Consider the following 12,445-nt stretch of genomic DNA (forward strand, 5'->3'; position numbering starts at 1 on the left):
TACTGCGGGGGAGTCTGTTCAGCGGCTCTCGTAAGCTGCTCAACCCCACCAGGCGCCGTCCTGGCTTCCCACGAACTGTCTCACAACTTCTCTCTCACAAAAAATCCTGTGCGGGTATTTGTGTGAGCACTCCTGTCACCACTTTTCCCTCACCAAAAAAACTGTGAGGAAAAAGTTGTGAGCTGCGGCTCGTGCGCGTGCTGGCTTGCTCCCGGCAAAGAAATTGCCACGGCTCGGGCAGATTCCCCGTAAACTCGCCCCATGCTCCGCTTACTCTTCCTGCTATTGGCCCTGCCGCTGGCAGCCCTGGCCCAGGTGCCCTCCCCCACCCCTGCCCCGCCCGATACCCGCCAGCTCCTGCCCGTACCGACTTCCGTCAGCTGGGGCAAAAGCCGGCTGCCGTGGAAAGGCCAGCTGCACCTGACCATCAACCGCCAAGACGACCCGGCCGTGCAGCAGGCCGCCGAGCGCACCCTGCGCCGGCTGGGCCAGCAGGCCGGCCACCCCGACGTGTACAGCCAGGCGGGCAGCCTGCAGATTCGCTACGGCCGCCTGGGGCGCATGGAGGCCTTCGACGAGGAGCGCTACAGCCTGCGCGTGACGCCCGCCGGCATTACCATCGACGCGCCCACCAGCCTCGGGGCCCTGCGCGCCCTGGCCACGCTGCAGCAGCTGTTTACCAAGGACGGCAAGCGGTATTATTTCCCCGAAGTCGAAATTCAGGACCAGCCGCGCTTCGTGTGGCGCGGGCTGCTCATCGACGCGGCCCGGCACTTCATGCCAGTGGCCGTGATTAAGCGCAACCTCGACGCCATGGCGGCGGTGAAGCTGAACGTGCTGCACTGGCACCTCTCCGACGACCAGGCCTTCCGGGTGGAAAGCAAGGTGTTTCCGCGCCTGCACCGGGCCGGCAACACCACGCCGGGCTTCTACACCGCCGCCCAGATCAAGGACGTGCTGGCCTACGCCCGGGCCCGGGGCATCCGGGTGCTGCCCGAGTTCGACGTGCCCTCGCACACCACGGCCTGGCAGGTGGCTTACCCGCGCCTGGCCTCCCTCGACACGATTTACCCGCCCTACCAGAGCTTCCGCACCTCCAACATTGCCCTAGACCCCACCAAGCCCGGCACCTACACCTTTATCGACTCCCTGTTCCGGGAAATGACCGCGCTGTTTCCCGACCCCTACTTCCACATCGGCGGCGACGAAAACGACGGGCGGCAGTGGCGGCGCAACCCGCGCATTGCCAAGTACATGCGCGACAGCAGCATGGTAAAGCGCGACGGCACGGTGGACAAGCACCTGCTGCAGATTGCCTTCAGCCGCCGGGTGCTGGGCATCGTGACGAAGTACCAGAAGAAGATGGTGGGCTGGGACGAAATCTTGGGGCCCGGCCTGCCCGCCGACGCCGTCATTCAGAGTTGGCGCGGCAAAAAGGGCCTCTACGACGCGGTGAAGGCCGGTCACTCGGCCCTGCTTTCCCACGGCTACTACCTCGATCTGTACTTCACCGCCGCCTCCTACTACGCCCCCGACCCATTGCCCGCCGACGCCCCGCTGACCGAGGCGGAGAAAAAGCGCATCCTGGGCGGCGAGGCCACGATGTGGAACGAGTTTGCCGATTCCGTGGTGGTCGATTCGCGCATCTGGCCCCGGGCCGCCGCCGTGGCCGAGCGGCTCTGGTCGGCCGCCACGGTGACGGACGTGCCCGACATGTACCGCCGCCTCGGGCTGGTGTCGGCGCAGCTCGAAACCTTGGGCCTGCAGCACCGCCAGGCCCCGCAGCAGCTGCTGAACATGATGGCCGCCGGGCAGAAAGTGGAGCCCGTGCAGACGCTGGCGGCCGTGCTGGAGCCGGTGAAGGAATACAAGCGCCACTTCCAGGGCCGCACCTACACCCCGCTCATGCCCCTGAACCGCCTCGTCGACGCCGCCCCGGCCGAATCGGAGGCGGCGCGGGTGTTCCACGCCACGCTGGACTCGCTGCTGCGGGCGCCGCGGGCCAAGACCACCGAGCTGCCCCGCACGCCCGCCATCCAGCGGCAGCTGCGCACCCTGCGCGCCCAGCTGAAAGCCTGGCAGCAGAACGACGCCCGCGTGCAGCCGCTGTTGCAGCTCAACCCTGAGCTGCGCGAGTACGCCCCGCTGTCCACCCAGCTCACGGTGGTATCGACCCTGCTGCTGCAGCGCCTGGAGCAGCTGGAGAAGGGTGAAAAAGCCGCGGCGGAGTGGCTGGCCGGGGCGCAAAAGCAGCTGGAAGCGGCCAAGCAGCCGGCCGGGCAGGCCGAACTGGCATTGGCCACCAAGCTGGACAAGCTGGTGTGGGCGCAGCCCTGATTCCGCCGCCCGCGCCCGAACGGAAACGCGCCGACTGCCGTAGCTTGCGGCGGCCGGCGCGCTTTCCGTTTGCGGCGGCTCCTCCCCCATGCGTCTTTCCCCCCTCCCGGCCCTGGCGGCCCTTAGCATCTTCAGCGCCTGCCAGACCGGGCAGCCCGATTCGGAGCGGCAACCATCGTCGGCAACCGTGACGGACAGCTCAGCTGTAGGCGGCGCAGCTGCTGGCACCTCGCTGGCTACCCAAATCGGTCCGGCTATCCGCGGAGTATGGGTGAAGGCAGCTTATGTAGATGCACTGGCGCGTGCCCGTTCGGCCCAAATGGTCAGCGAATCCGAACAGAACCTGGATGAAGGCATTACGGCCTTTGTGATTGAGCCCCGGCAGCTTCGCGGCGACAGGTTGATGGTCTATACCATCCTGAACAACCACGAAGGCGGTGAAGACCAGTTGGTCTTCCGCAATACTGGCCATCCACAGGGCCTGGAGTTTATCAGCTACGGGGAAGACAACGGTAAGCTTGAACTGGCCTACTCCTTCCGTGGCCAGGACACCTCACTTACCCTCAATACGTACAACCGGCGCGGCCGCTTAATCCAAGCAGTTGCTTATCGGCGCGTCCGATTTCGTTACATAGTATCCTCGGATTCACGAGACGCGTTGGGCGAAGGGCTGCAACAGGCGGTGCACGAGGCCCTGATAGCCGGCCGCTACGGCGGTGTCGATTCTGCCGGACGCAGCGTTCAGGCTACTTTCACCCCTGACGGCCAGGTAAGAGGATTAGGCCAGTTCCGCGCTTACGAGGTCCATATTGACTTCAACGGCGGCCCGAGCACCGGGGAGGATATGGTGTTTTTTGACCTCAACGCCAGTAAACGTCGTCAGACCCTGGGCTACCGGTTTTCAGCCGACACGCTGCGTCTGTTTTCACTGCGTAAGGACAGCATCGAACAGCCTTACTTGTACCGCCTGATATACACTTTGGTGCGCCGCCGATAAGGTTTGGGTTGGCGCTTCTGTAGCTAGCGGCAGCCGGCGTTTCCCTGTTTTGCCCCGTTCTATTTCCGTTTATGCGCTTCTCCTCCCTCCCGGTCTTGGCGGCCCTCAGTCTTTTAGGCGCCTGCCAAGCCGGCCAACCCGATACCGAGCGTAACCCGACCACCCAGGCTATTGCGGCCGATTCGACGGCAGTGGGCGCCGATGCCATTGGCAGTATTAACACCCAGCAACTGCTGCCGCAATTGGCCGGTCATTGGGTGCAGCAGTCGTACCTGGATGCCGTGGTGCGCACCAAATCTCCCTACCGGGTGCAGGATAGCATTAGTCATATTGCGGAACTGCTTATCCTGCCCGGCAAGCTCACCGCCGACAGTCTGCTGGTGGGCCTCAGCCTGGGCAACCACGAAGGCGGTGAGGCTGCCTTGTACCTGCGGCCGGCCCGGCATCCGCAGGCTTTGCCATTGCACCATCCCGATTATGAGCAGCCCAGCAACTACTACGAGCTGAGCTACGCTATGCTCGGGCGCGACTCCCTGCTACGGCTCAATCTTCGCAACCGCGGCGGCAAGCTGATGTCGTCAGTAGCTTACCGCCGCGCCCGGATGCCGCTCCTGGCTCAAGCGGACGACCTCAGCGCAGGCCTGCAGTACGAAGTCAACCGCTTGCTGATGGCTGGCCGCTACACCGGCCGCGACTCCGTGGGCCGGGCAGTATCGGCGCGCTTTACGCCCGACGGCAAAGTTTCCGGACTGGCCGGCTTCAAAACGTACTACGTTGGTACCGATTTTGGCGCCGGCCCTGAAAACAACCTCGACGACCTCACTTTTAACTCCTACACCAAGCAGCAGCGCAGCTTCACCTATCGTTTCAGTGGCGACACCCTGCGTCTGTTCGCCCTCCGCTCCGATTCTAATCACATCGACTTAGCCCCGGCCCGCCTGCATTACACCCTGGTGCGCCGCCGCTGAGGCTTCGGCCGCCGTGGAACCCCAGCCGCAGAGCGGCGGCACGGCAATAGCATCCGCCTTAGCTGAATGAACCTGAGCTCCGTAGGAGCGGCACCTTGACTGCGCAGTCAAGGTGCCGCTCCTACGGAGTTCAGGCATTCTGTCTATCCGTTCTACTATTGACGTGCCGCCGCTACGCGGCTGGGGACGGTTCTGTAGCTGGGCATTACTGCCCCGCGGTAGCTTCCTCACTCCGCCTTCGCGCCCTGCTCGATCCAGCAGCGAATCAGCTCCCGCTCCTCCTCCGTCATGTCGGTTTTATTGTTCTGGGGCATGGTTTTGGTCAGCACCACGCGCTGCATGATCTTGTCCTTGAGGCGGATGATATCCTGGGGCCGGTCGTAGACCACGCCGTTAGGAGCGGTTTTGAACACGTCGTCGGTGGGGGCGGCGGAGTGGCACTGCACGCAGCGCTGCTGCACGACGGCCTGCACCTGGGCCATGCTTACATTCGGCGTACAGTTCGCGCCCGAGCTGTCGGCGCCGGTTTTGGGGGCCGTCACGAAGGCCACGGCCAGCAGCAGCCCCGCGGCCAGCGGGAACACCACGCCGGTGGCCTGGTGCTTTTCGCGCAGGTTCAGCCAGTGCTTGATGCCGGCCGTGCCCAGGGCAATGGCGGCCAGCACCAGCCAGGGCTGGCTGTGGCCGAAGGTGCTCGGGAAGTGGTTGCTGACCATCACGAAGAGCACCGGCAGGGTGAAGTAGTTGTTGTGCAAGGAGCGCAGCCCGGCGTGCTTGCCCAGCTCGGGGTTGAGCGGCAGGCCTTCGGTGGCGGCCCGCACCATGGCCTTCTGCGAGGGAATGATGATGAAGAAGACGTTGCCCACCATCAGCGTGCCCAGCATGGCCCCGAAGTGCAAATAGGCCGCCCGGGCGCTGAATACCTGGCAGTAAAACCAGGCAAACCCGGTGCAGATCAGCAAACCCAGCACGGCCATCAGCGGACCGTTTTTGACCAGCGGCGTGCGGCAGAGCAGGTGGTACAGCCCCCAGGCCACCGCGAAGGAGCCCAGCCCAATGCCCACCGCGGCCAGCGGGCTGATATCGAGCACCTGCGGGTCGATGAGCATGGCCGTGGGGTTGAAGTAGTACACCACGAACAGCAAACTCAGGCCGGTAAGCCAGGTGAAGTAGGCCTCGTACTTAAACCAGTGCAGGGCTTTGGGTATCTGCCTGGGTGCCAGCTTGTACTTCTCCAGGTAGTAGAAGCCCCCGCCGTGCACGGCCCAGAGGTTGCCGGCCAGTTCCTCGCGCACGTTGTCGGTGCGGTTCAGGGCGTTTTCCAGGAACACGAAGTAGAACGAGGCCCCGATCCAGGCAATGCCGAAGGTGACGTGCATGAGCCGCACCACGATGTTGAGCCACTCCATCAGGTGCCCCTCCCAGGCCGAGCCGGCGGCGAAGTTGTAGCCCACGGCCAGCGCAAACACCACCGCCAGCACCGTGAGCGTGTAGCCGAAGCCCTGCAGCGTGAGGCCCCCGTTGCCCAGTTCCCCGCCGCGGCTGTGGGCGCGGGCCAGGCGGTGCAGAAAGGCGCTCAAGCCCAGGATGATCAGGAACACCGCCAGCACCACCACCCAAAAAAGTAAATCGACCATGAACGCGTAAGCTTGGCCCGGCGTAGCGCGGGGCCTGGTACTGAAAGGAATATCGGGCAGCAGGTCCTCGCGCAGCCCCTGCCGACGAAAGGCCGGGCTGAACGGGGCCGGGCACGGCCAGGGCGAAAAACAGGTGAACAGCTAACAATCAGCCGGTTTGGTGGCCGTGCCGCTCAATTTCATCTTTTCCGCGTGAAGAACTGGGGTAAAGCAGCACTTCGTGTTTGAAATATTCTCATTTTGTAGCACAGTACACCTGCCTTCATGCCAGATTTCGCAATAAAAAGTAAAAATATCGTCACTCCGACGGGCATCCGGCCCGGCGTGGTGCGCATCGAAGGCGGGCGCATTGCTGCCGTATTGCCCGAAAACGAGCCCCTCGACGTTCCCGTGACGGATGTAGGCACGCGGGCCCTGCTGCCCGGCCTCATCGACCCGCACGTGCACCTGAACGAGCCCGGCCGCGACTGGGAAGGTTTCGACACGGGCACCCGCGCCGCCCTGGCCGGCGGGCTGACCACGCTGGTGGACATGCCCCTGAACTCCTCGCCCGTCACGACGTCGGTGGCGGCCTTCGAGCAGAAGCTGGCCGCCACCGCGGGGCAGCTGCACGTCAACTGCGGCTTCTGGGGCGGCATCGTGCCCGGCAACGCGGCCGAGGTGGAGCCGCTCATGGCCCGCGGGGTGCTCGGCTTCAAGGCCTTTCTCACCCACTCCGGCATCGATGAGTTTCCGAACGCCTCCGAAGCGGATTTGCGCGCCGTCATGCCCATCCTCGCCCGCCACGGCCGGCCCCTGCTGGTGCACTGCGAGTTGAGCCAGGACGACGACAGCTGGAAGCAGGGCAACAAACAATCCTACCCCAACTACCTCGCCTCGCGCCCCAAACGCTGGGAAGACGAGGCCGTAGCCCTGATGATCCGGCTGTGCCGCGAAACCGGCTGCCCCGTGCACATCGTGCACCTGTCGTCGGCCGACTCGCTGGCTCAGATTGCCGCCGCCAAGGCCGAAGGGCTGCCGCTGACGGTGGAAACCGGGCAGCACTACCTCTATTTCTGCGCCGAGGATTTGCCCGACGCGCGGACCAGCTACAAGTGCGCCCCGCCCATCCGGGAGCGGGCCAACAACGAGCTGCTCTGGCAGGCCCTGCAGGCGGGCCTTATCGACTTCGTGGCCACCGACCACTCCCCCGCCCCGCCCGCGCTCAAGCAGCTGGACTCCGGCGACTTCACCACGGCCTGGGGCGGCATTGCCTCGCTGCAGCTGGCCCTGCCCGCCCTCTGGACGCCCGCCCGACAGCGCGGCGCTACCCTGCCCGACCTGGCCCGCTGGCTGAGCGAAAATCCGGCCCGGCTCATTGGGCAGGCTGGGCGCAAGGGTCGCATCCAGGCCGGCTACGACGCCGATTTGCTAGTGCTCGATGCCAACGCCGCTTTCACCGTGCGCGAAGACCAGCTGCAGCACCGCCACAAAGTGTCGCCCTACGTGGGCGAGACGCTGCACGGCGTGGTGGAGCAGACTTACCTGGCCGGCCGCCTGGCCTGGCAGCGCCCGGAGTTCGTGCAGCTGAATCAGGGCCGCCTTATCACCCGCTGACTTATGCCGACCACTTACGCGCAGCGCGCCGCCGACATCATGCAGCGCATCCATGAGTTGGCCGCCATCAGCGAAACGCCCGGTGTGGTGACGCGCACCTTCGGCACGCCGGCCTTTGTACGGGGCCGGGCGCTGGTGCAGCAGTGGATGCAGCAGGCCGGCCTGGAAACCCGCATCGACAACATCGGCAACCTGCGCGGCCGGTTGCGCAGCCCCCGCCCCGGGGCGCAGACCTTCGTCATCGGCTCCCACATCGATACCGTGGTCAACGCCGGGCGCTTCGACGGGCCGCTGGGCGTGCTGCTGGGGCTGGATTTGCTGGCGCAGCTGCAAGCCCGGCAAACGGAGCTGCCGTTTCACCTGGAGCTGCTGGCCTTCAGCGACGAGGAGGGCGTGCGGTTTCATACCACCTACCTGGGCAGCAAGGTGCTGACCGGGGCCTTCGAGCCGGCGCTGCTGCTGCGCCCCGATGCCACCGGCGTGCCGCTGGCCGAGGCCATCCGGCAGCAGGGCGGCGACCCGGCCGGGCTGCCCGCCGACGCGCTGCCCGCCGCGGCGTGGCGGGGCTACTTCGAGGTGCACATCGAGCAGGGGCCGGTGCTGTGGGAGCGGCAGGTGCCGGTGGCGCTGGTGACGGCCATTGCCGGGCAGCGCCGGGTAGAGCTGACCTTCCGCGGCATGGCCGGCCACGCGGGCACCGTGCCCATGCCCATGCGCCAGGACGCCCTGGCCGGGGCCGCCGAGTTTGTGCTGGCGGCCGAGCAGCTGGCTACCAAGCACGGCCGCGGCCTGGTGGCTACCGTGGGCAAGCTGCAGCTGCCGCACGCGGCCAGCAACGTGATTCCCGGCGAAGTCAGCTGCAGCCTGGATTTGCGCAGCCCCGACGAAACGGAGCTGGCCGCCGCCTACGCCGCGCTGCAGCAGCAAGCCGAAGCTCTGGCGGCCCGCCGCGGCCTCACGCTCGATTGGCAGCTCATCCAGCAAACCGCGCCCGTCGCCTGCGACGCGGCCCTGAACCAGCCGCTCAGCCAGGCCATTGCCGCGGCGGGCCACGAGGTCATTGCCCTGGTCAGCGGGGCCGGCCACGACGCGGTGCCCGTTGCGCAGGTAGCCCCGGCTACCATGCTGTTTGTGCGCTGCTACCGCGGCATCAGTCACAACCCGCTGGAAAACGTGGAGCCCGAGGACCTGGCCGCCGCCCTACAGGTGGCCGAGGAGTTTCTGACCCTGCTGGTTTCTGCCGGCTAAACCGCTTACTTGTTACGATTCCCTTGTCATGCCGCGCCACGCGAGACACCCGGGTTGATTTCGTTGGACGTCTTCACCCAGCTGCTTCGTCTCTGCTTGATGCGCAGAATGCTCGACAGGACAGTTCTTCTTTCCCACCTTCCGCCTCTCATGGAAATTTCCGCTCTTACCCGCTCCGTCGTCAAGCGCAACCACGCCGTCATTGCCCCCGATGGCTACGTGAACAGCAACGTACCGGGCTGGACCGACTGCACCGTCAACGTCCTCATCAACGAGCAGATGGGCGCCCGCCTGTGCCAAACGCTCGTCACTCTGCGCGCGGGTGGGCAGCTGCGGGGCCGCACCGAGGCCGCGCAGATTTTCTTCTACGTGGTGAGCGGGCAGCTGCAGGCCGAGGTCGGCGGCGAGGCCCGTACGCTCCGGGCGGATCAGTACGTGTACGCCCCCATCGGCACGGATTACCTGTTCACCGAGCCCACGGAGGGCACCCAGGTGCTGACGTTTCACAAGGTGTACGAGCCGCTGCCGGGCCACGCCACGCCGGGCGTCTACTTCGGGGAGCGGGATTTGAGCAAGGCACCCATATTTATGAACGACGAGGCCCTGCGCATTCAGGAGCTGCTGCCCAACGAGCCGGGCTTCGATATGGCCGTCAACATCTTCACCTACGACATCGGCGGGCACCTGCCCATGGTGGAAACGCACATCATGGAACACGGCCTGCTGTATCTGCAGGGCCAGGCCATTTACATGCTCGACCACGAATGGTACCCGGTGAAGAAGGGCGACGCCATCTGGATGGGGCCCTACTGCCAGCAGTGGGCCACGGCCATGGGCAAAGAGCCCTCGGTGTACATATATTACAAGAACGTGAACCGCTTCCCGACGGTAATCTGACGATTCCCGAACGTCATGTCGAGCTTGTCGAGACATCTCGCTCGATAGTAATTCCCTCGTTGAACAACAAGCTTACTGCCAGGAGTCAGCACGCGAGATGTCTCGACAAGCTCGACATGACGGCCTTTTGACACTCCTGCACTACGCCATGACCCTCCACGAACTCAACCACCTCGACCGGCCGGCCCGGGCCGAGCAGCTGCGCAAGTGCTGCGGTGCCACGCGCTGGGTGGAGCAGATGCTCGACATCTTCCCCGTGGCCGACCGGGAAGCCCTGCTTGACCACGCCGACCGCATCTGGAACCACCTCGCGCCCGCCGACTACCGCGAAGCCTTCACCCACCACCCCAAAATCGGTGATTTGAATGCGCTACGGGTGAAATTCGCCAGCACCAGCGCCTGGGCCGCCGGCGAGCAAGGCAGCGTAGCTCAGGCCCCGGACGAAACCCTGCAAGCCCTGGCCCGGGGCAATACCGACTACGAGCAGAAGTTCGGCTACATCTTCATCGTCTGCGCCACCGGCAAATCGGCGGAGCAGATGCTGCACCTGCTGCAGGCCCGCCTGCTGAACGATGCCGACGAAGAAATCCGCGTGGCCGCCGATGAGCAGCGCAAAATCACCCGGCTGCGGCTGGAAAAGCTATTGAGTTAGAATTCAGGAGCTTGGGGACTTAGGGTCTTGGGGGCGTTTGGACGAATTAAGCCTCAAAATCCACCATATCCCCCAAGCTCCCAAGACCCTAAGCCCCCAAGCCCCTAACAATGAGTCAGCTGACCACCCACATCCTCGATACCACCAAGGGCCGCCCCGCCGCCGACGTGACGGTGGTGCTCTACACCCCGCTGCCCGGCGACGGGTGGCTGGAAATGACCCGCGGCGTGACCAACCACGACGGCCGCATTCCGGATTTGCTTTCCCCCGGCCTGCGCCTGCCCGTGGGCATGTACAAGCTGAAATTCTTCACCCAGGAGTATTTCGACCGCGCCGCCACCACCACGTTCTACCCCTTCGTGGAAATCACCTTTACCGTCACCGACGCCGCGCACTACCACGTGCCGCTGCTGCTCACGCCCTACGGCTACAGCACCTACCGGGGCAGCTAGCCCTGTCCTGTCGAGCCATGCGCGACATCTGAGGCAGGCCGCCTGACGTGTTCCCCCAGATGTCTCATCTCTGCTTGATGCGCAGAATGCTCGACAGGACAGCCCTGCCAGCCCCTAACTTCCAGCTTTTCCTTCCCACACATGCACCTCAGCCTCCCCGAATCCGATAAAAACCAGCTGCTGGAGCAGCTCGGCGTAGCCAACCGCCGATTCCAGCAGACCTACCCCGGCGACCGGCCCGACCGGCAGCCCGTGCACACCGTCTACGGCGGGGCGAACCTGTTCAAGGCCGACACCTGCCAGCGCATGGGCGACATTGCCCTCAATAGCCTGCAGACCTACGCCCCCAACTTCGCCGAGCTGGCCCGGGTGCTGCGCCTGGAAGGCCACGAGCACCTGCCCGTGCTCAGCGCCGACATAGCCGACCTCACCGCCCGCCTCGACGCCATGAGCGAGGCGGAGCGCAAACGGGAGCCGGCCTGGCTGGCGTACTCGGTGTACAACAAAGTCATCCGCAAGCTGCGCACCGAGGCCGTGGAAGACTTCCGCATCGACTTCGAGGACGGGTTCGGCAACCGCCCCGACGAGGAGGAGGACGCCACCGCCGTGCAGGCGGCCAAGGAGCTGGCCCGGGGCCTGCAGCAGGGCAGCGTGTCGCCGTTTATCGGCATCCGCATCAAGCCCTTCACCGAGGACCTGAAGCAGCGCGGCGTACGCACGCTCGACATCTTCCTGAGCACCCTGCTGCGCGAAACCGGCGGCCGCCTGCCCGACAACTTCGTGGTGATGCTGCCCAAGGTGACCATCCCCGAGCAGATGACCACAATGGTGCGGCTGTTTGAGCTGCTGGAAAAAGCCAACGACCTGGCTCCCGGCACCTTGCGCATGGAGACGATGGTGGAGGCCACCCAGATTATCATGGACGACGAGGGCCGCAACCCGCTCATGCGCATCATCCGCGCCAGTGAGGGGCGCTGCGTGGCCGCCCACTTCGGCACCTACGACTACACCGCCTCGGCCGGCATTACGGCCCGGTACCAGACCATGGCCCACCCCGTCTGCGACTTTGCCCACCACATGACCAAGGTGGCGCTGGGCGGCACCGGCATCTTCCTTTCCGACGGAGCCACCAACGTGATGCCCATCGGGCCGCACCGCGGCGAGGCCCTGACCTACGAGCAGCTGCGCGAAAACCGCGAATCGGTGCACAACGCCTGGCGGCAGGGCTTCGCGCACACCACCCATTCGCTCATCAACGGCCTCTACCAGGGCTGGGACCTGAACCCGGCCCAGCTGCCCATGCGCTACGCAGCTACCTACACCTTCTTCCTCAGCTCTTACGCCGACGCCCTACACCGGCTGCGCACCTTCGTAGAGCGGGCCGCCATCAGCACCCTCACCGGCGACATTTTCGACGACGCGGCCACCGGCCAGGGCCTGCTCAACTTCTTCCTGCGGGCCCTGAACTGCGGGGCCATTACGGAGGAAGAAGTGCTGGCCACCGGCCTGACCACCGAGGAAATTCAGTCCCGCTCGTTCTACCGCATTCTGCAAGGCCGCCGGCAGCAACAGCAGCCGGCATAACCGCCGCGGCCGTGGAAGTAGCATAAGCTTGACTGCGTCGACCTTCGGTTTAGCTTGTGCTGGCGCGGCACGCGCCA

The 12,445-nt window shown here is 65.2% G+C and carries 10 protein-coding genes; 9 read left to right on the forward strand and 1 reads right to left on the reverse strand.

Translation table 11 applies throughout. The annotated features are described in order from the left end of the window. Positions 1-261: 261 nt before the first annotated feature. The 3 genes from EJV47_RS10445 (at position 262) to EJV47_RS10455 (ending at position 4,302) form a co-directional block, all read left to right on the forward strand. Positions 262-2,337 (forward strand): beta-N-acetylhexosaminidase, encoded by a 2,076-nt coding sequence (locus tag EJV47_RS10445; protein WP_126693104.1) that lies wholly within the window; start codon positions 262-264, stop codon positions 2,335-2,337. An 88-nt stretch (positions 2,338-2,425) separates the two neighbouring features. Further along, positions 2,426-3,334 (forward strand): hypothetical protein, encoded by a 909-nt coding sequence (locus tag EJV47_RS10450; protein ID WP_126693105.1) that lies wholly within the window; start codon positions 2,426-2,428, stop codon positions 3,332-3,334. A 71-nt stretch (positions 3,335-3,405) separates the two neighbouring features. After that, the gene (locus EJV47_RS10455; protein ID WP_126693106.1) at positions 3,406-4,302 is read left to right on the forward strand and encodes a hypothetical protein; all 897 of its coding nucleotides are present in this window, start codon (positions 3,406-3,408) and stop codon (positions 4,300-4,302) included. Positions 4,303-4,529: 227 nt separating this feature from the next. Here EJV47_RS10455 and EJV47_RS10460 read toward each other — a convergent pair whose 3' ends face one another. Further along, on the reverse strand, positions 4,530-5,939 hold the full coding sequence (locus tag EJV47_RS10460; RefSeq protein WP_207895874.1) for a urate hydroxylase PuuD: 1,410 nt from the start codon (positions 5,937-5,939) through the stop codon (positions 4,530-4,532). A 264-nt stretch (positions 5,940-6,203) separates the two neighbouring features. Between EJV47_RS10460 and allB the strand changes: the two genes are divergently transcribed. From allB to EJV47_RS10490, 6 genes are all read left to right on the forward strand, one after another. Continuing rightward, the gene (gene allB, locus EJV47_RS10465) at positions 6,204-7,535 is read left to right on the forward strand and encodes an allantoinase AllB (protein WP_126693107.1); all 1,332 of its coding nucleotides are present in this window, start codon (positions 6,204-6,206) and stop codon (positions 7,533-7,535) included. 3 nt (positions 7,536-7,538) lie between these two features. Next, the gene (locus EJV47_RS10470) at positions 7,539-8,783 is read left to right on the forward strand and encodes an allantoate amidohydrolase (protein WP_126693108.1); all 1,245 of its coding nucleotides are present in this window, start codon (positions 7,539-7,541) and stop codon (positions 8,781-8,783) included. Positions 8,784-8,933: 150 nt separating this feature from the next. Next, a complete protein-coding gene (allE, locus tag EJV47_RS10475) occupies positions 8,934-9,680 on the forward strand; it encodes a (S)-ureidoglycine aminohydrolase (protein WP_126693109.1) in 747 nt (248 codons plus the stop codon). A 148-nt stretch (positions 9,681-9,828) separates the two neighbouring features. Next, positions 9,829-10,332, forward strand: coding sequence for a 2-oxo-4-hydroxy-4-carboxy-5-ureidoimidazoline decarboxylase (gene uraD / locus EJV47_RS10480; RefSeq protein WP_126693110.1), 504 nt, complete (start codon positions 9,829-9,831; stop codon positions 10,330-10,332). Positions 10,333-10,442: 110 nt separating this feature from the next. After that, complete coding sequence (uraH, locus tag EJV47_RS10485; RefSeq protein ID WP_126693111.1) at positions 10,443-10,784, forward strand: hydroxyisourate hydrolase; 342 nt, start codon at positions 10,443-10,445, stop codon at positions 10,782-10,784. Positions 10,785-10,925: 141 nt separating this feature from the next. After that, a complete protein-coding gene (locus EJV47_RS10490; RefSeq protein ID WP_126693112.1) occupies positions 10,926-12,368 on the forward strand; it encodes a DUF6986 family protein in 1,443 nt (480 codons plus the stop codon). The last annotated feature ends 77 nt before the right edge of the window (positions 12,369-12,445 follow it).

This window comes from Hymenobacter gummosus (genome assembly GCF_003970915.1).
GTDB lineage: Bacteria > Bacteroidota > Bacteroidia > Cytophagales > Hymenobacteraceae > Solirubrum > Solirubrum gummosum.